General features: G+C 66.2%; 15 protein-coding genes. 4 read left to right on the forward strand and 11 right to left on the reverse strand.

From position 1 onward, the window contains the following. Positions 1 to 74 precede the first annotated feature (74 nt). Positions 75 to 698: an LOG family protein gene (locus EWU68_RS09260; RefSeq protein ID WP_238692406.1), complete on the forward strand. Its 624-nt coding sequence runs from the start codon at positions 75 to 77 to the stop codon at positions 696 to 698. Between the two features lie 3 nt (positions 699 to 701). Here the strand turns inward: EWU68_RS09260 and EWU68_RS09265 are convergent, their stop codons facing one another. Then, positions 702 to 1,277, reverse strand: coding sequence for an HIT family protein (locus EWU68_RS09265; RefSeq protein ID WP_129315854.1), 576 nt, complete (start codon positions 1,275 to 1,277; stop codon positions 702 to 704). A 105-nt stretch (positions 1,278 to 1,382) separates the two neighbouring features. Here EWU68_RS09265 and EWU68_RS09270 point away from each other — a divergent pair, with 105 nt between their 5' ends. Further along, a complete protein-coding gene (locus EWU68_RS09270; protein ID WP_129315855.1) occupies positions 1,383 to 1,886 on the forward strand; it encodes an FBP domain-containing protein in 504 nt (167 codons plus the stop codon). Positions 1,887 to 1,889: 3 nt separating this feature from the next. Here the strand turns inward: EWU68_RS09270 and bioD are convergent, their stop codons facing one another. The 4 genes from bioD to thrS form a co-directional block, all read right to left on the reverse strand. Further along, positions 1,890 to 2,660, reverse strand: a complete 771-nt coding sequence (gene bioD, locus EWU68_RS13045) for an ATP-dependent dethiobiotin synthetase BioD (RefSeq protein WP_162421508.1) — start codon at positions 2,658 to 2,660, stop codon at positions 1,890 to 1,892. Beyond that, positions 2,657 to 4,954 (reverse strand): aminotransferase class I/II-fold pyridoxal phosphate-dependent enzyme, encoded by a 2,298-nt coding sequence (locus EWU68_RS09280; RefSeq protein ID WP_129315856.1) that lies wholly within the window; start codon positions 4,952 to 4,954, stop codon positions 2,657 to 2,659. The genes bioD and EWU68_RS09280 overlap by 4 nt, the downstream gene beginning before the upstream one ends. After that, the gene (gene bioA, locus EWU68_RS09285) at positions 4,951 to 6,294 is read right to left on the reverse strand and encodes an adenosylmethionine--8-amino-7-oxononanoate transaminase (RefSeq protein WP_238692407.1); all 1,344 of its coding nucleotides are present in this window, start codon (positions 6,292 to 6,294) and stop codon (positions 4,951 to 4,953) included. Before bioA ends, EWU68_RS09280 begins: the two co-directional genes overlap by 4 nt. Before the next feature lie 265 nt (positions 6,295 to 6,559). Continuing rightward, positions 6,560 to 8,602, reverse strand: a complete 2,043-nt coding sequence (gene thrS, locus EWU68_RS09290) for a threonine--tRNA ligase (RefSeq protein WP_156265572.1) — start codon at positions 8,600 to 8,602, stop codon at positions 6,560 to 6,562. A gap of 273 nt (positions 8,603 to 8,875) precedes the next feature. Between thrS and EWU68_RS09295 the strand changes: the two genes are divergently transcribed. Then, complete coding sequence (locus EWU68_RS09295) at positions 8,876 to 9,958, forward strand: pirin family protein (protein WP_202976709.1); 1,083 nt, start codon at positions 8,876 to 8,878, stop codon at positions 9,956 to 9,958. Between the two features lie 40 nt (positions 9,959 to 9,998). Beyond that, a complete protein-coding gene (locus tag EWU68_RS09300) occupies positions 9,999 to 10,355 on the forward strand; it encodes a GNAT family N-acetyltransferase (RefSeq protein WP_129315859.1) in 357 nt (118 codons plus the stop codon). Positions 10,356 to 10,397: 42 nt separating this feature from the next. Here the strand turns inward: EWU68_RS09300 and EWU68_RS09305 are convergent, their stop codons facing one another. The 6 genes from EWU68_RS09305 to EWU68_RS09330 form a co-directional block, all read right to left on the reverse strand. Then, a complete protein-coding gene (locus tag EWU68_RS09305; protein WP_129315860.1) occupies positions 10,398 to 13,850 on the reverse strand; it encodes a DNA polymerase III subunit alpha in 3,453 nt (1,150 codons plus the stop codon). 97 nt (positions 13,851 to 13,947) lie between these two features. Continuing rightward, entirely contained in the window at positions 13,948 to 14,886 is a 939-nt protein-coding gene (locus tag EWU68_RS09310) for a fumarylacetoacetate hydrolase family protein (RefSeq protein WP_238692408.1), read from the reverse strand. A gap of 44 nt (positions 14,887 to 14,930) precedes the next feature. Further along, a complete protein-coding gene (locus EWU68_RS09315; RefSeq protein WP_129315862.1) occupies positions 14,931 to 15,245 on the reverse strand; it encodes a hypothetical protein in 315 nt (104 codons plus the stop codon). Positions 15,246 to 15,920: 675 nt separating this feature from the next. Beyond that, positions 15,921 to 17,381 carry a sodium:solute symporter family protein gene (locus EWU68_RS09320; RefSeq protein ID WP_129315863.1) on the reverse strand — a complete coding sequence of 487 codons (1,461 nt, stop codon included), beginning with the start codon at positions 17,379 to 17,381 and terminating at the stop codon, positions 15,921 to 15,923. Then, positions 17,378 to 17,695, reverse strand: a complete 318-nt coding sequence (locus EWU68_RS09325) for a hypothetical protein (protein WP_129315864.1) — start codon at positions 17,693 to 17,695, stop codon at positions 17,378 to 17,380. The genes EWU68_RS09320 and EWU68_RS09325 overlap by 4 nt, the downstream gene beginning before the upstream one ends. Beyond that, positions 17,692 to 18,900, reverse strand: coding sequence for a M20 family metallopeptidase (locus tag EWU68_RS09330; protein WP_238692409.1), 1,209 nt, complete (start codon positions 18,898 to 18,900; stop codon positions 17,692 to 17,694). Before EWU68_RS09330 ends, EWU68_RS09325 begins: the two co-directional genes overlap by 4 nt. Positions 18,901 to 19,060 lie beyond the last annotated feature (160 nt).

The raw sequence follows: 19,060 nt of genomic DNA on the forward strand, positions 1-19,060 counted from the left end.
TAACCCGCCCACGCGACGAGGGTGCGGGTGTCGCAGCAGGTCCGAAGAAGCGATCCGGGACTATGGTGGGTTCCATGACCGTCGATGACCCAGCCCCCTTGCCCTCCTTGCCTCCCATGCCACCGCGTCAGGTTCGCACGATCACGGCCTACACTGGTTCGGCGGTCGGAAGCGATGCCGTCTACTCGGAAGCTGTCCGGCGGCTCGCCGTAGCGATAGCCCAACGCGGGATCGACATCGTCTACGGTGGCGGCAAGGTCGGGCTCATGGGCGTCCTCGCTGATTCCGCGCTGCACGCCGGAGGTACCGTGCGTGGCGTCATCCCTCAATCTTTAGTTGAAGGCGAGATTGGCCACCCCGGGCTCAGCTCGCTCGACGTCGTCGACGACATGCACCAGCGCAAGAATGCGATGGCCGAAGACGGAGACGCCTTCGTGGCCCTTCCGGGAGGGGCCGGAACGCTCGAGGAGCTCTTCGAGACGTGGACCTGGCAACAGCTGGGGTTGCACTCGAAACCCGTAGCGCTCTACAACGTCAACGGATTCTGGAACCCCCTGCTGGACCTTCTCGATCACATGGTCGAGGAGGGATTCCTCAGCGAGAAATTGCGCCACTCTCTGGTCATCGAATCTGAACCTGAACCTCTTCTTGAAGCATTGACTCGCTGGCAGCCGCCCGAGCCCAAATGGGCGAAATAGGCATCATTGGTCGTCATTGGGATTCGCCAAGTCGGACGGCCAGGCCTCCGCTACGAGATGGCGGATCTCATCGAGTGTCTGCGTGACGGTTTTGGTCCCGGCGACGATCGGCAGGAAGTTGGTGTCCCCGTTCCACCGCGGGATCACGTGTTCGTGCAGGTGGGCAGCGATACCCGCGCCACCGACCTTCCCTTGGTTCATCCCCATGTTGAAACCGGCGGCGTTCGACGTCTGACGGAGGACCCGCATCGCGGTCTGGACGCACGCGGACATTTCGGCCGTTTCCTCCGAGTCGATCTCGTCGAAATTGGACACGTGCCGATACGGGCAGACCAGCAGGTGACCGGGGTTGTACGGGTACAGGTTCAGGACCACGAAGACGTGCTCGCCCCGGTAGACGATCAGCGAGTCCTGGTCCGAGCGACCGGGGGCTGCGCAGAAGGGACAGGAGTTCTCCGTGTAGTCCTGCTGTCCCCCGCTGACGTACGCCTTGCGGTGCGGGGTCCACATGCGTTGAAAAGCATCCGGGACTCCGGGCAGCACGAAGTCGTCGGTCGAGTAGTCAGGTTCCTCCGTCATGCATCCAGCTTAGGCCGTCGATTCCCCTGGCTGTGGGCGGGTCGTAGTGAGCCTTCATGACATCGACGCATTCACCGTCGCCGCCCGGGGTATAGGTTGGGAACCATGCGCCCCCTCTCAGAAACAGAGATCAGACACAGCTTCATCAATTGCAGTCAGGGCGAGGCCCAGCGGATTCATCTCCCGGGACAGCTTGCGCGGACCGACTGGGGATCGCAGGCCTTCCTGGGGTGGATCGACCCGAAGAGTCCCCATCGGGGGTATGTGGTCGCCGAGACCGCGAACGGTCCCGAGGGCGTGGTCCTCCACCGCACGCCCCACCGCGGCAAACCGATGGCACAAATGTGCCAGTTCTGCCTGACACTGCACGGCGGCACCGGTGTTTCGATGTACTCGGCCCAACGTCCCGCCACGAAGAAGGAACGCTATTCCTCCTTGGGCACGTACCTCTGCTCGGATCTGGGCTGCGCGGACTACGCCGTAAGCCGCAAACGCCCCGAAGGCATCCGTCAGATGGAGGAAACCATCACGATCGAGGACCGCAAGGAACGGACGTCCGACAACGTCGAACGCTTCATCCTCCGGCTCAAGGAACGTTCCCGTTCGTGAGCCTCAGCCACCGACTGTGCCGGTCGGGCGAGCCTCGCGTGGAAATTCCTGGAGACACAGGCAATCGCGCCGGATCGTGAACAGTCTCGACCGGTACTCTGCGGCGCGGCTCGCCAGGTAGTCCAGGTTGGCCCGCTCGACGTCGTCCGGCCGCTCCGAAGTGCCGGATACCACCAGGCACGTGGGGAGCACGCCTCGACGACTCAGATGCTCCAGGGCCAATTCGGTGTGGTTCTGAGTTCCCAGCCCGGGGCGGCACACCAGCACCAGATGCGCCCCAGGATCGACCGAGACCCCGCCGCCGGAGCGTCCGCGCAGTGCTCGGACGGCGTCGACGGTCGTTTCGCCGTCCGAGGTCAGGGCCACTGTCACTCCCCCGGATCCTTCGATGACCAGCGAGCGCGACGTCGTCAGGTGCGCGGACCAACGTGACACGTGCGTTCCGAGTGTCGGCAGCTCGGTGGCCGGTGCATCGGAGTATCGCAGGGCGTCTCGTGGCGCCATGGCCGGACCGAGCCGCACGCCTTCCGAGCCGGTCACCCCGCCCGGATACCCCAACAATTCCAGGCACTCGTCGGCGTCTCCCGGCTCCCCCGGTTTCAACCCCGTTTGGACGGGCTTGTCGATGTGGACCCGCCCCGTTCGCCGCAGGATTTCCCCCGCGAGCGCCGCCGTGGTCCATGTCTTGCCGATGTCCGTGTCGGTGCCCGTGACCACCCAGGTCTGGCCCGGTGGCAGGGAGGTCGAGGCGCAGGTGTCGGAGTGTGTGGTCATGGGTTCTCCACGATGACGTGTTGTGGTGCTTGGAAGGACAGGAGGGTGAGCCACGACGGCAGGGCTCCGCTGGGCCGCAGTCCGGGCATGCTCCGGGCGACGTCGTGGACCACGAGCGATGCTTCCTGCTCGGCCAGTGCCGCTCCGAGGCACCGGTGGATTCCGTGGCCGAACGCCAGTCGGTGATCCGGCAAGGCTTCCCCGGAGAGTCGGAGGAGCAGGTGATCTCCGGGGTCGGCACGCAGGCCGGGGTTGTCGACCGAGACAGCCGATTGCCGCCTCCAGGTGGGCACCGATGAGTTGGCTCGAAGGGTCTGGCGAATGAGTTCGTTGGCTGTACCCGGACCGGACTGGGGGTTCCCGAGGGCCGACCACAGGGAACGATCTTCGAGGGCTCGATACAGGGCTGTGCTGATGAGCATTCTGGTGGTCTCCTGGCCCGCAATGACCAGGAAGTATCCCAGGGAGACCACCCTTTCGAGATCGATTCCTGCGGCGAGCAGGTCCGCGAAGAGGTTCTCTTCGCCGCGCGATTCCTTGACCTCGTTGCTGAGCCAGGCGTAGAAGTCGGCGGCCGAGCGCGCGAGCCCCACTTGGCGGGAGCGCTCCGGCCATCCCCAGAACAGTTCGAGCGAATCCGCGCTCCAGCGTTGCAGGACGGAGGGTTCGGGGGCTGGCATGCCGGACAGGAGCTGCAGGCTTCGGGCGGGCACGGAAAAGGCGATCGTGCGTGACAGGTCCACGGGGCCTGACTCGAGCTCTGCCTCGAGTTCTCGGATGCTGTCGCGGCAGATGCCACGAATGTCGGGGAGGCGGCGTCGGACCGTTGTGGCGGAAAAGTACGGGGTCGTGATCCTCCGTACCTTCCGGTGCAATTCTCCCGTGGCGGATGCGAGAACCGGTGGCAGTTGGAATCCGACCGTGGCCAGGATTCGCCGGGCTGCGGGGACCAGGGGGACGTTGGTCGTCAGTGCGTTGTCGGGGACGTACGACTCGGGATCGCCCATGACCTGCCGTACCGCGGCCGGGTCCTCGACCAGGATCTGGCGGTGGCGGTGGTCGTCAGGACGCGCGTCCCCGTGGGCGAAAGGGCACTTGGCCGTGGCGCCCCAGGCCCGTTCGACGGCGGAGGCAACCTGTTCGAGCGCGAGGACGAGCTGGTCGGGTCGGTGGTCGGCGTGGACGGAGAGTCGCAACCGGGAGATATTGTCCGGAACGCTCGGAGGCCGGAACACCGCCACCCGGATACCGGCCTCGTCCAGTTCTCGTGCCGCCGCGAGCGCCGAGCCCGGGGACGGCATGCGCAAGGACAGAATGGGGCCGGCTCCGCCCTCGAGGACGCGTTCCACGGCGGGCCGCCGGCCAATAATCGACAGGGCGCGGCGACGTCGTTCTTCGAGCGCGGCGGCCAGGTTCTCGCCGCGCGCGGCGGTACAGGCTTCGAGGGCCGCCTCGGCGACCAGCGGGGACAACCCGGTGTCGTAGATGAAGGGCCTGGCCGTGTTGACCACGTGGTCCCGCCACAGCGCCGCTTGGTGGGCCGGGCCACCGAAGAGGATGACGCCGCCCTGTGCCGCGAGCGCTTTGGACAGGGAGGCCGTGACGATTATCGGTGCCCTCGCGTCCCGTTCGTGGTTCCACAGGTCGTGCGTGCGAGCGAGCGTTCCTTGTGGCACGGTCGCGAAACTGTGGGCCTCGTCGACCACGAGCAGGGCGTGGTGGGTCGCGCAGAGTCGCGCGAGGGCATCCAGGTCGGTCGCGTCTCCGACCACGGAGTACACGGATTCGACGATGACGGCGATGCGTCCCCCGGGGCGTGCCCGGCCGGTGTGCTCGAGCCGGTGTTCCAGCTTGGCGAGGTCCTGGTGGGGGAAGAATTCGTGGTGGGATGCCGCCGCTCGCGCCGCGTCGCGGAGGCTCGCGTGCACGTGGTCGTCCATGAGCAGCGTGGTGCCCGGGGCATCGAGGGCCCCGATGATCCCCAGGTTGGCGAGGTATCCCGAGGAGAACACGAGGGCATCCTGCGCTCCGGCCAGCTGGGCAAGCTCTGCCTCGACCGTCCGGTGCTCAGGGTGCGTTCCGGCGACGACGCGGGAGGATCCGGCACCCGCGGGGGCCGAGGTGCGACGGCTCGGCAGACCGCGTGCCCCCAATCCCAGGTAGTCGTTGGTCCTGAAGTCGATGGCCAACGCCGTCGCCCGTGGTGGAGGCGGAGGTTCGGCCGTTCGGACGAGGGCACGGCGGTTTCGCACGCGGTGACGATTTTCCGCCCACGCGGTCCAGTCGGCGCTCATCCGTGGACCTCACCGATCGCTTCGATGAGCCCGTGACAGATCTGCCGGGCTTGGTCGTCGGTGGTGATGTAGGGCGGCATCACGTAGACGAGTCGCCGGAAGGGTCTGATCCAGACTCCGCGTCGCACCGCTGCCCGTGTCACGGCGGTGACGTCGACGTCTCGGTTCAGCTCGATGACTCCTACGGCGCCGAGGACTCTCACGTCGGAAACCGAGTCCAGGTCCGCGGCCGGTGCCAGTCCGTGGGCGAGTGCTCTTTCCAGGCGGGGCACGGTGCTGGCCCACCCTGTTTCGTGATCCGTCAACAGTTCGAGGGAAGCCAGGGAGACGGCGCAGAACAACGGGTTGCCCATGAAGGTCGGGCCGTGCAGCAGGGCGGCAGGCATGCCGTTCGTTCCCGCGGATACTCGACGCGCGACACGTGAGGTCGTGAGGGTCGCGGCGCCGGTCATGGTCCCGCCGGTGAGGGCCTTGCCGAGGCACATGATGTCCGGGGCGATCCCGGCCCATTCCGAGGCGGTCCATCGTCCGGTTCGACCGAATCCCGTGGCGATCTCGTCGAGAACGAGCAGGCAGTCGTGGGCGTCGCAGACTCGCCGGGCGACGTCGAGGGCTCGCGGATCGTACACGCGCATGCCGCCGGCCCCTTGGAGGACCGGTTCGAGGATGACGCCACCGATTCTTTCCGTGTTCTCGGCGAGGATCGCCTCGAATTCGGTGGCCCACGCCTCCAGGGCTTGGTCGTCCCAGGTCCAGGTGGCGTGGTCGACGTCGTAATGGCCGCTGGGCGGGCGTGGGACGAAGAAATGATGTGTGGCCAGTGGGCTGAAGGCGTGGTGCATGCCGTCGACCGGGTCGCACAGGCTCATGGTCGCGAAGGTGTCCCCGTGGTACCCGCCGCGGACCGTCAGCATCCGGTTCCGTTCCGGCCGGCCCGAAGCCGCCTGGTACTGGATGACCATTTTGAGCGCGATTTCCACCGAGATCGACCCGGAATCCGAGAAGAAGACGTGCTGCAGGCCTTCGGGAGAATTGGCGACGAGGTTCTCGGCCAGCCGGACGGCCGGTTCATGGGTCAGGCCCCCGAACATGACATGGGGCATGACCTCGGACTGTCGTTGCAGGGCGCCGGTCAGCTTCGGATGCGAATGCCCGTGCACCATGGCCCACCACGAGCCCATCGCGTCGATCGCCGTATGTTCGTGCCCCTCGGCGTCTTCGAGCCTCAGCAGTGCTCCCTCGGCGGAACGGACCGCGTAGAGCTGTTCCTCGCCGGCGGGTGCGTACGGATGCCACACGTGGCGGGCATCCCGGGCAATCAGGCCCTGGACCTCACGCACGGCCTCGCTCCTTGGCGACATAGCGGGCTGGTTCGGTGCCCCATGTCCGGAGGGTGGTTCGTGGGCGCGAGAGGCGGTGGTGCGGAAGGAGCATGCAAGTACCGTAGCCAGATTTTGAACGGTGTTCAAATCACGTGGGGCTGCCCTCCGTTGCGGGGCAGAACCCTCGCTCGGGGCCTTGGATACGACGAGGGCCGGGCGAGACCCGCAGTGGGGTTCCCGCCCGGCCCTCGGAGATGGGGCGCGGCGAATTCAGCGCGTCGGTCTAGGCGTCGTCGGCCTCCGGCTCCGCCTGGGAGGTCGGATCGGTGTTGACCCGGTTCCGAACGTGGTCGACGATGCGTGCGACGGCGTCGTCGACCGTGACCCCGTTGTCCTGGGAGCCGTCCCGGAATCGGAAGGACACGGCACCGTTCTCGGCGTCCTCCCCGCCGGCGATGAGCACGAAGGGAACCTTCTCCTTCGAGGCGTTGCGGATCTTCTTGGGGAACCGGTCCGTTCCGTAGTCGACCTCGACCCGAATGCCCTGGGCCCGCAGCTTGTCGGCGATCTCGGCCATGTAGTCGTTGAAAGCCTCCGCGACGGGGATCCCAATGACCTGGACCGGGGAGAGCCACGCGGGGAAGGCACCGGCGTAATGCTCGGTCAGAACGCCCATGAAACGCTCGATCGAACCGAACTTGGCCGAGTGGATCATGACCGGTTCCTGGCGGCTGCCGTCCGCGGCCTGGTATTCGAGGCCGAACCGTGCGGGCTGGTTGAAGTCGTACTGGACCGTCGACATCTGCCAGGTGCGGCCGATCGCGTCCTTGGCCTGGACCGAGATCTTCGGGCCGTAGAAAGCGGCTCCACCCGGATCGGGGACCAGTTCGAGCCCGGTCTCCCGGGCGACGTCCTCCAGGACGGCCGTGGCCTCGTCCCACTGCTCGTCCGTGCCGATGAACTTGTCCTTCTTGTCCCCCTCGGTCTCGCGGGTCGAGAGCTCGAGGTAGAAATCGGTGAGGCCGAAGTCGGTGAGCAGGGAAAGCATGAAGTTCAGCAGGTGCCGGACCTCGCCCGGGGCCTGCTCCTTGGTCACGTAACTGTGGGAATCGTCCTGGGTGATCATCCGGACACGGGTCAGCCCCTGGAGCACACCGGACTTCTCATCGCGATAGACCGTTCCGAACTCGAAGAACCGCAGGGGCAGTTCGCGGTAGGACCGCCCGCGGGCCTTGAAGATCTCGTTGTGCATCGGGCAGTTCATGGCCTTGAGGCGATAGTTGCCGTTGTCCAGCTCCATCGCGGGGAACATGCCCTCGGCGTAGTACGGAAGGTGCCCGGAGGTGTAGAACAGGTCCTCCTTCGTGATGTGGGGCGTCCCCACGTACTGGAAGCCCTCCTCGAGGTGACGGTCGCGGACGTAGTTCTCCATCTCGCGCTTGATCACCCCGCCCTTGGGGTGGAACACGGGAAGACCCGGACCGATCGTCTTCGGGAAGGAGAACAGGTCCAGTTCCTCCCCCAGCCGCCGGTGGTCGCGCCGCTCGGCCTCGGCGATGCGCTCCTTGTACGCCGTGAGCTCTTCCTTGGTCGGCCAGGCGGTCCCGTAGATGCGCTGCAGCATGGGGTTCTTCTCGGAGCCACGCCAGTAGGCCCCGCCCGAACGGGTCAGGGCGTACCCGTTGGCGATGAGCTTCGTGTTCGGCAGGTGCGGCCCGCGGCAGAGGTCCTTCCAGACCGTCTCGCCCTTGCGGTCCACGTTGTCGTAGATCGTGATCTCGCCCTCGCCGACCTCGACGGATGCGCCTTCGGCGGCGTCGGAACCGGAGCCCGGGCCCTGTGAGAGGCCGAGAAGTTCGAGCTTGTACGGCTCGTCCTTCATTTCCTCGACGGCTTCCTCCTGGGTCACGGAGCGCCGCCGGAAGGTTTGGCCCGACTTGATGATCTTCATCATCGACTTCTCGAGCTTCTTCAGATCCTCCGGCGTGAAGGGCTCCTCGACGTCGAAGTCGAAGTAGAAACCGTCAGTGATGTAGGGACCGATGCCGAGCTTCGCGTCGGGACGCATGGCCTGCACCGCCTGGGCCATGACGTGAGCGGCCGAGTGGCGCAGCACCTCGAGCCCCTCCGGCTGGTCGATGGTGACCGGCACGACGACGTCGCCCTCGGCCACCTCGGTGCTCAGGTCCTTGAGGACGTCGTTGATCCTGGCGACCACGATCGTCGAATCGTCGGCGAACAGGTCCGCGGCAGTGGTGCCCGTGGTCACCTGCTGGGGCTCGCCGTGGACGGTGATCTGCAGGTTTTCGGCCGGGTTCTCGGCCATGGACACTCACTCCTCGAGTCGTTGGGTGCACGCCGGTACCTGGGGCGTGCCATGCGGGGATGTTCTTCGCCGGTGGGGAGGAACGTGGTGATTCTACCGCGATCGGACGACGCCGCCAGAAGCACCTGTGCACCGGCCGGAGTCGTGGTCCCGCAAGCGGCCGGAATGAACCGGTTGCCGATACGGTTGTGATGTGCACGATCGTCCATATCGGTCGCTTCGCCGAATCCCCTGGCGAGGGCATGATGGGACGTGAGAGGGAGTGAGACAGCGGTGAGCAATGTCGAGGCGAACCCCCAGGAGGCCGTGTGCGCCTCGAACCCGGACCGCGGTCGGTTCTCCTCCGGTCTGCGCGACGGAGTGACGGTCGAACGTTGCGAGGCCGGCGTCGTCGAACTCCTCGAGCCCCGGGAGGTCCCCCTGGGTGGACCCCGGGCGATGACTGTTCGACGAGCCCTGCCCCAACGGGCCCGTTCGCTGATTGGTGCCTGGTGCTTCGTGGACTCCTTCGGGCCGGACGACGTCGCCCGCACCGGCGGCATGTCGGTGGCCCGCCATCCTCACACCGGGCTGGCCACGGTCTCGTGGTTGTTCGACGGCGCCATTGATCATCTCGATTCCGCAGGTCACTGGGCCACGGTCAGGCCCGGCGAGGTGAACCTGATGAACGCGGGACGGGGCATCACCCACTCGGAATTCTCTTCCGCCGAGACCACGACCTTGCACGGGCTCCAGCTCTGGTACGCGCTCCCTGACGCGGCCCGCTTCTCGGAACCGGGGCTCGAGTCCTATCGTCCGGAAACGATCCGGGGAGAAGGGTACGAGGCCGAGGTTTTCCTGGGGTCCTTGCTCGGGCAGACCTCTCCCGTCCGCACGGCCATCGCCCTCACGGGCGCCGAGCTCCGGCTCGATCCTCACGCCACCATCGACCTTGCCGTGCCCGAAGAGCATGAGCACGGCCTGGTCCAGGTCGGCGGGGCTGTATCCGTCCATGGCGTGCCCGTGCCGGAGGACGCCATCGGGTTCGTCCCGACCGGTCACCGGTCGATCAGGATCAGCGCGGGGGCCGATCCCGCGGTCGCCCTGCTTCTCGGGGGCGAGCCGCTCAACGAGCAGATCGTGATGTGGTGGAACTTCGTGGGACGCAGCCACGAGGAGATCGTCGAGTGGCGCAACCGGTACATGCGCGAAATGGGTTTCGGTTCCGAAGAGGGGCGGGTCTCGTCCGACTCCCCCGATGCCGCCGATGCCTCTGTGGAGTCGGCCCGGTTGCAATTCGGACATTTTCCGCCGAACACCCCCGCACCTTTGCCCGCGCCCGCCATTCCGAAGACACGGTTGAAACAGCGCGGCTGACCGGCGATCGGTCGCCGAGGGACACACAGAAGGAGTAGTCATGACACAGCCGACATCGGATGATCCCCAGGTGGTCCGCGGCCGACAGGAGGGTCGGGATGCCTTCGAGATCCACGTGGACGATTCCGGTCGGGCCGCCGGGTTCACCCAGTTCGTGGATCATACGGGGCGGGATGGAGAACGGGCCCGGATCTTCCCGCACACCTTCGTCGACGAGAAGTTCTCGGGACAGGGGCTCGCCTCGGCCCTGGTCCGCCGGGCCCTGGACGAGAGCATCGACGAGGGACTCACGATCGTTGCGGTCTGCCCCTACGTCAGGACCTGGATTCGCAGGCACCCCGCGTACGAGGAATTCTCGACGGCGCCCACGTCGGAGCATCTGCAGGCGCTGGACTGACCGGTCAGCGATTGGCCGGGCCCGGCGTGCCGAGGTTCCGGATCAGCCGGCCCTGGGCCAATCCCGCGGTTCCTTGAGGGCCGACGGCGGGAAGGGCAGCGGCGTCTCCCCTTCGACCAACGCGGTCAGATCCCACGCCTGAATCGCCGTCAGCGAGATTCCGCGCGGGCCCGTGCGTCGAGTGGTTCCGTGGATCAGCATCATCGGGGTTCCGAACAGGTCCGGACCCGTGAGCTTCTGCGCTTCGTCGAAGAACGCGGTGTCCACGCACCCGGTGCCGTCGTCGAGGGAGATGAAGACCACGCGTTTGCCGTTCTTCATGGGCGGGGTCATGGTCGAAACCCGCACGCCCGCGACCCACACGTCGGATTTGTTCCGCATTCTGATCAGGTCGGCCGCTCGCGTCAGTGGCCAGGTCCTGGTCCTCTCGCGATATCCGACCATCAGGTGCGCGGAGACGTCCAGGGCCAGCAGGTCCAGCTCGGTGCGCACGGTCGATGTCACGTCGTCGGTGTCCCTGGCTTCGTACGGGGTTTCGAGGTGGGCGCCCAGGGGCAGGGAGAGCTGCACGGGCACGGCCTCGACCGCCCCGGGCCGGTCGGCGGCGTCGGGCGCCCCGGGAACGACGTCGTCACGTGAACCGCCCTCGGAATCCACGACGACGCCGGCCCCACCCCCTTGCTGGCTGACGCCGCGGAAGACGTCAGTATCGAGGGCACCGACCGCCGCGAGCCGGTCGAGCGTCGGTGCGTGGGGTCGGGCGCGCGCCTTCAGGTCGGCCACCGAAACATAGGGCGCCCGGGCCGTGATCCTGTCGATCTCGGCCCGGCTGATTCCGGACAGTTGGGTGAGTGGCAACCGGATTCCCCACTTCTCCACCGGGGCGCCATCCCCCGTTCGGTCGCCCCGGACACGACCGCTGCCGCGCTCGGTCACACGTTCGGATCCCCCGATGCGTTCCACCCGGTAGTGCCGGCCGGATCTGTTGACGTCCAGGGGCAGCAGCTCGATGCCCAGGCGCCTGGCCTCGGCCAGGATCAGTCGCTGTGGGTACATCCCGGGGTCGTGCTCGAGCAGTCCCGTCATGAAGTGCGCCGGGTAGTGGGTCTTGAGCCAGGCCGACTGGTAGGTCGGGATCGCGAAGGCGGCGCCGTGCGCCTTGCAGAAACCGAAGGATCCGAAGGCCGCGAGCGCCGTCCAGGTCTTGTCGATGATCTCTCGTGAGTACCCTTTGTGCGTGGCGTGGCGGCGAAAGTATTCTTCGACGTCGTCTTGGCCCGGGCCCCCTAGTTTCCTGCGGAATTCGTCCGAGGACGCGAGGCCGCATCCTGTCATGGTGCTGAAGACGTTGAGGATCTGCTCGTGGAAGACCATGACCCCGGAGGTTTCCTCCAGGTAGGGCACGAGGTCTTCTGCAATGTAGTTGGGGGTTGCGAAGCCGTGGCGGGATTCGAGGTACGGCCGGACCATGTCGGATTGCATGGGGCCCGGCCGGAAGAGCGAAATATCGATGATGAGGTCCCCCACGCTGGAGGGTTGCATTTTTCCGATGAGTTCGCGCTGTCCCGGGGACTCGATCTGGAAGCATCCGAGGGTCTGGGTGGACTGGATGAGGTCGAAGGTTTTCTTGTCGCGGGTGTCGATGCTCTCGAGGTCGGGTTTGTGGCCTTCGGTGCGTTCGATTTCCTGGAGCGTGTATGCCATCGAGGACTGCATGCGGACCCCGAGGATGTCGAGTTTGAGCAGGCCCATGGGATCCATGTCGTGCTTGTCGAACTGGCTCATGGGCAGCCCCATGCCGGAAGGCTGCACCGGGGTGCGCCGCAGCAGCGAGGCGTTGGAGAGGATCACGCCGCACGGGTGCATCGACAGGTGACGCGGTAGGCGGTCGAGCCTTTCGGTGAGGTCGATGAGCAGGTTGACCTTGGGGTCTTCCTGGGCTTCCCGACGCAGTTCGGCGAGTTCGGGTTTGATCTCGAGGAGTTCGCGCAGCTCTCCGGCGGGGACGCGCCAGATGGTCTTGGCGATACGGTCCGTCTGCTCCGGGGTGAGGCCGATGGCCCGGGCGGCGTCCCTGACCGCTCCGCGGGCGCGGTAGCCGTTGTGCATGGACATGAGGCTGACCCGGTGGTCGCCGTAGTGGTCGAAGACGAGCCGGTAGATTTCGTGGCGTCGCGCAGATTCGACGTCGATGTCGATGTCCGGGAGGGTGGATCGCTGGTCCGAGAGGAACCGCTCGAAGACCAGCCCGTATTCGAGGGGGTCGACCACCGAGATGTTCAAGAGGTAGTTGACCAGGGAGGACACCCCGGACCCGCGTGCCGCGTGGCGGATTCCCAGGGATTCGATGAGCCCGGAGACGTGACCCACGGTCAGGAAGTAGGCGCAGAACCCGAGGTTCTCGATGGTGTTCAGTTCCCGGTCGAGACGCTCTCGAGGTGTCTCCCAGTCGCGGCGGGCCAGGCCGGGTCCGTGAACCGTCCGGTCTGCCTCCGTGCCGTATACGCGTTCGAGGGCGGCTTCGCAGCGGGCTCTGAGTTCGGCCGCTGGGGCGCGCGTGACTCCGGTCAAGTGTGCCTCGGGCACGGTGGGTGTCCCGTACCCCATGTCCGTGGCGGGGTCGATGGAGCACCTGTGGGCGAGCTCCGCGGTGAGGGTGATGAGTTCCGACGCCGTGACGCCGGCGTCCGCGGCCCGTGCGATCTCTGTTGCGATGGATCCCATGTCCTGAGGGGATTTGAGCCATCCTTGCCCATTGACCTGGTGGGGGCCTTCCCCGAGTGCGGTGAGGCCGCGAGCGGCGTCGAGGATGTCCGCGGTCACGGCCTGGTCCTCCGCGGCGTAACGGACGGCGTTGCTGACGACGGCGCCCACCCCGCAATCTGCCGCGATGCCGAGCATGCGTGCGGCGTGGGCTATGCTCCGGCGCTCTCCCGGCTTGGTCAGGTGGTTGACGAGGTTGACCCGCAGACGGTTCTCCCCCACGAGTTTGCGCCATGCCTTCAGGCTGGCCCGGGCCGAGCGGTATTTGTGGGCCGCCGCCAGTCTTCCGTAGTCGGATTCCGGGCCGAGCAGGACCGTGAAGTGGCCTTCGCCCATCGCGACGGCTCGGCCGAGATCGGCGGCCGTGATGCGGGGCCTGTCCCCCAGTCGTGCGGGCTCGGCGCGTTCTCTGCTCCGGTGCGCCCGGGTGATGAGCTGGCAGAGGTCCCCGTATCCGGCGCCGGCGTCATGGCCGTCGGCGAGCAGGACGACCCGCCCGATGATTTTCCGGTCGGAGGGGTCCGCGAGCGCGAGATCCACACCGAGAACGGGGGCGATGGAGCGTTCCATGCAGGCCCGGACGTGTTTGACGGCGCCGTAGAAGCCGTCCCGGTCGGTCACCCCGAGGTGGGTTGCCCCGTGCGCCACGGCGACGTCGGCGAGCTCGGAGGGTGCGGAGACGCCGTAGTGCGCACTGTAGGCGCTGTAGGTGACCAGGTGCGGAAACTTCACGCCTTAATCGAACATATATTCGAATAATAAGTCAACGCGGGCGGGCGAGAGGCAACCGGGCGAGGCCCAGCCGGGTGGATGCGCGCGAAGAGTTTGCCTAGTGGGCGTCCCGTGCCGCGGACGCGACCCCGGGACCCCACCAGGACTTGCCCTCGAAGTGCTCCACGGTTTCCGCTTCGGGGACGCACTCGTTGGTGATCTCTCCGATGCCCTCGATGCGGACGGTGACCTTGTGGCCGGCCTTGAGCCAGAAGCGGCGGGGCTTCTTGGACATTCCCACGCCGGCGGGCGTTCCGCAGGCGATCACGTCGCCGGGTTCCAGGGTCATGAAAGTGCTGAGGTAGGAGACGATCTGGGCCGGGGTGAAGATCATGTTGGCCGTGGTCCCGGACTGCATGACCTCGCCGTCCACGAGGCATTCGATGGCGAGCCCCTTCACGGGGTCCACCTGGTCCTTGGCGACGATGTGCGGACCGAGGGGCGTGCTGTGGTCCCAGTTCTTTCCCTGGAACCACTCGCTCGTGCGCCCTTGCCAGTCGCGGACCGAGATGTCGTTGAACACGGTGTATCCGGCGATGGCCTCCAGGGCTTCTTCCTCGTTGGCGCGCCGCACGGGCTTGCCGATCACCACGCAGAGCTCGGCCTCATAGTCGATCTTGGTCGATTCCGCCGGCATGGCGATGGGATCGTCCGGCCCCACGAGCGAGTTCGAGTACTTGGTGAAGATCGTGGGGTACTGGGGAAGCTCGGCACCGACCTCTTCCGCGTGATCGTGGTAATTCAGCCCCACACAGAGGATCTTTCCGGGCTCCAACGGCAGGACGTCCGTCGAGGAGCGCACGTGCGGCAAATTGCTGGTTCCGAGATTCGAGTAGAACTTCGCCCTCGCGGCGTCGTCCCCCTCCCGGAAGAGGCTGCTGTCCACCACGCTCGCCGGCCCGACCTCCGGCAGATAATAGCGATTGCCCGAGACTTCGACCCAGGTGTACAGACCGGTCTGCTGCTCGAACAGGCTCTCGACGTATGCGCGCCCCATTTTCATTGCTCAACCACCTCACGTGACGGAAACTTCGTTTCAGGCTACAGGTTCTCCACCACGTCCCATCCCCCTGTTGCGCGGTCTCGCTCCAGATGAAGCGTCCGCAGTTCCCGATCCCGCACAGCGCCCCGACGTCGCCTGGCCCCCGCCGGAAGATCAACCGTCACCTGAACCTGCCACACCTCCCGGTCCACCAGGTACGGGCACTGATCCTTCGGGGCACGGTCGACCTCGGTCCACCAGGCACGCCGCTCGTACCAGCGGACCGGGTCAGCCGCGACCCTGTAGTGGTGACCGTCCACCTCCACGCGCAGGGGTTGCCCGGCCATCGTCGTCATCACCTGAGTATTGGGCATAGCGCCTCCTAGCTCTTCTTCGAATATATATTCGAATCGTAGGAAGGGCGACTGACAACTTAAGCGGATTTTGGGGAGGGCCAGCTCGCGGAGTGGAAGGACGCCGGGCCCGTCGAGGCAGGCCCCGACGACGACGTCGCTCGAGGTGGCAGTTCCGTGCGCTCCCCCATCGCGAGGTGGCTGCGGGGGTGGGGCGAGGTGGCAGTTTCGTGCAGGCCCCCCGGCTCGAAGTGGCAGTTCCGTGCAGACCCCGCCGCGAAGTGGCAACCTCGTGCAGAAGCCGTGACGAGGTGGCACTCACGTGCGAAATTGGGCCCATTTTTCGCACAAAGTTGCCACCTCGCCGAAGAAAACCCACGAAGTGGCGAATTTGTGCAGGACCCACCCCGAGGCGGCAGTTTTCTGCAGGCCCCCGGCTCGAGGCGGCAGTTCCGTGCAGGCCGCCCGGCTCGAAGTGGCAGTTTCGTGCAGACCCCGCCGCGAAGTGGCAACCTCGAGCAGAACCCGCGACGAGGTGGCACTCACGTGCGAAATTGGGCCCATTTTTCGCACAAAGTTGCCACCTCACGGAAAAAACCGCACGAGATTGCCACCTCGCCGAAGAAGCCGCACGAAACTGCCACCTCGACCGGTAGCTCGACCGGTAGCACGACCGGTAGCGCGACCGGCCCCGCGCTACCGGCCCGAGCCCGCCATGGAACCCTCCGCGACAGGCCACTCCGCCGCAGGTCGACCGGACATCGACCGACGAACGATCTCCACGATCACGACCACCACGACGTTCGCGGCCAGTCCGATGATCCCTTCGCTGATCGCCCACGGGAGCGTCCACCAGAAGGTGTACCCGATCACGATCGCCATTCCGACGAGGGCCCCGGCGAGAATCGACGACGCACCGACCTGCCTGCGGAACAACAGGGCCGCGGCGATCGCCGGGGCCAGCTGGTCCAGGCCGGAGAAGGTCAGCAGCAGGAGGTTCGCCAGCAGGTCCGGCATGGCGATCGACAGGAACAGTGCCAGCCCGGTCGCCACCACCACGGTGACCTGAGTGACCGTGAACTGGGCCTTCTCGGATCGGGCACGCGCCAGATTTCGGGAGACCAGGGTACTGATGGCGATGAGCAACGACGCCGAAGGCACCATCGCCGTCGCGATACCGGCCACCGCGGCAACCCCCATGAGCCAGTCGGGCAGAACACCGGAGGCGAGGTCCAGGAGAGCACTGTCCGGGTCGGCGCCGCTCCCCAACACCACCAGAGCCACATAGCCCACGACCAGCGGCATCACGATCAAGGTGTTGTAGAACGGCAACCACAGGTAGTTGCGTCGAAGAACCGTGGAGTTGCGGGCGGACATGATCGGCGGCCAGTTGTGGGGCATCGTCGCGAAGGCGACCCCGATGGCGCTGATCGCCATGTTGGACAGGTACCACGGGATCCCGTACTCCGATGTGCCACGGACCGAGAGCATCTCGGGCATCTTCTCCCGAATCACCTCGAAGGCGCTGGTGAATCCGCCCGTGTAGTGAATGGGCACCGAGATGCAGATGACGAACAGCATCACGATCATCAGCACATCCTTGAAGTAAGCCGTCGTCGCGACTCCCCGAAGCCCCGCCCAGAGCACGAAGGCGACCACGAGGACGAACGCGATCACCATCGACCACGCCCCCATCGAGTGGTTTCCCGTGACCACCTGCACGATCAGCCCCAGCCCCGTGATCTGGAGCTGCAGATAGGGCAGCAGGAAGACGACGCCGGCCAGCGCAACCAGGATCCCCACCGCGCGAGACGAATACGCGTCCTCCAGGAAATCCGCTTGCGTCAGATGGCCGCGAGCGCGCGCCATCCGCCAGATCCTGGGCGCCAGGAAGTAGAGAGCCAGGTAGCCGAGGGGAACGTAGGGCATCGAGTAGAACGACGCCGCCCCACCGGAAACGACCAACCCCGCGGTTCCGAGGAACGTGAAAGTCGTGAAGACCTCCCCGGCCTGGAGGAGCCACGTGGTCGCGACGCCGAATTTGTGACCACCCACGGTCCATTCGGCCAGGTCCAGGTCCGGTTTGCGCCTGCCGAGGAACCCGAGCAGACCGATGACGACGATGCCGCCCAAGGCGACCCATGCAATGACGCTCATGACGCATTCCCCTGATTCTTCCGTTCCTCGCCGAGGGCAATCGCCTCGCGGTCGAGGCGTTCCTCGTGGTCGGCGTCGGTGCGGGTGAATTCGACGATGGCCAGGACGAGGCTGACCATCAGGCTTCCCGGGACACAGGTCCACCACATGATCGTCGGAATGCCCAGGAAAAGGTGTGGCCCGTTGAAGATCGGAAGCCACTGGAGAACGAAGGCGCAGACGAGAGGAGCCAGGCACACGACCCACCACAGGGTCCTGCGTGCCGTGGATGCTTTTCTCCGACCGTGCGGTGTGCTCGGCGCGGCGGTGCTCATGATTCCGCCTTTCTCGATGCCATCAGGCGTTCCCGCTGGTCGGCGTCGGTGGCCATATCGATCGCCGTCCAGCAGAGGGCGATGCCCCCATCCGTTACAGCGCGATCGGCGTCCGGCCCCACGCAGTACTGGGCGAACTCGGGCTGGTGCGGGGTCGACCCCTGCCCGTCCACGAAGATGCTTGGATGGATCGCGGGAATTTCCAAGGATACGTTCGCCATGTCGGTCGATCCCGCCTGCCGTTGACGTTGTTCGGCAGGCACGTCGGAGAAGGTTCTGCCCAGCGCCTCGGCGTTGCGTCGATAGGCAGCGACCATGGGCTCGTCGTTGCGGAATTCCGAGAAAGCTGGCCAGTCGTCCTTGATCTCGACGTCGCACCCCGTCGCCACGGCGCCCGCCTCGAAGCAGCGGATGAGTCTTTCCTTGACTCCGCCCGGGCCCTCGAGGTCGGCGATGGTATCGGCGCGGGCGTCGTAGAGCAGTGACGAGCTATGGGGCACCACATTCGGCGCGTGCCCGGCCTCGGTGACAATGCCGTGCACGAGTTCCCCCGGCCGCAAGTGCTGACGCAGGAGGCCGATGGAGACTTGAGCGATCGTTGCCGCGTCGCCCGCGTTGATCCCTTCGAAAGGCGCCATGGCTGAGTGCGCGGGGCGCCCCGTGTAGCGAACCTCCAGGTCGACCACCGAACGGGTGAAATGGGAGTCGTGCTCTTGGTCGCCGGGGTGGACCATCATCGCGGCATGGACGCCGTCGAACACCCCAGCGCGCAGCATGAAGATCTTTCCGCCACCGAATTCTTCGGCAGGGGTTCCGAAGACCTTGGCCGTGATGCCTGCTCGATCGGCGACCGAGGCAAGGGCCAGCCCCGCAAGCACTCCCGAGGCGGCGATGATGTTGTGACCGCAGGCGTGCCCGACTCCGGGGAGCGCATCGAGCTCGGCGCAGACACCGATCACCAGATCGCCCGATCCGTAGGAGGCGACGAAGGCCGTCTGCATATCGGCCACGCCGGTCTCGACCTCGAACCCGTGTCTTCTCAGGACGTCGGTCGCTTTCCTGGAGGTCTCGATCTCCTCGAAAGCGGTTTCCGGTTCGGCGTGGATGCTGTGGCTCAGGGCCAAGACCTCTTCCGCCGCCCGACGTGCAGCCGCCTCGGCCGTTGCCTTGAGTTCACCGATTGCGTCCGTCTTCTGCGCTGCCACTGCGCCTCCTCCGCCTCGTGATTTAGAACATAGTAACCCTAAGCTCACGGGGCGAGCTGCCGAAAACGCGTCTCAGCATGTGCCGATGCAGTGCGTCGAGGGAGGAACTGTATCGGCACCGGGGCGAGGAGGAGCGGCCCACCGCGGGGTCAGCGCGAGG

Source organism: Rothia koreensis (assembly GCF_004136575.1).
Taxonomy (GTDB): domain Bacteria; phylum Actinomycetota; class Actinomycetes; order Actinomycetales; family Micrococcaceae; genus Rothia; species Rothia koreensis.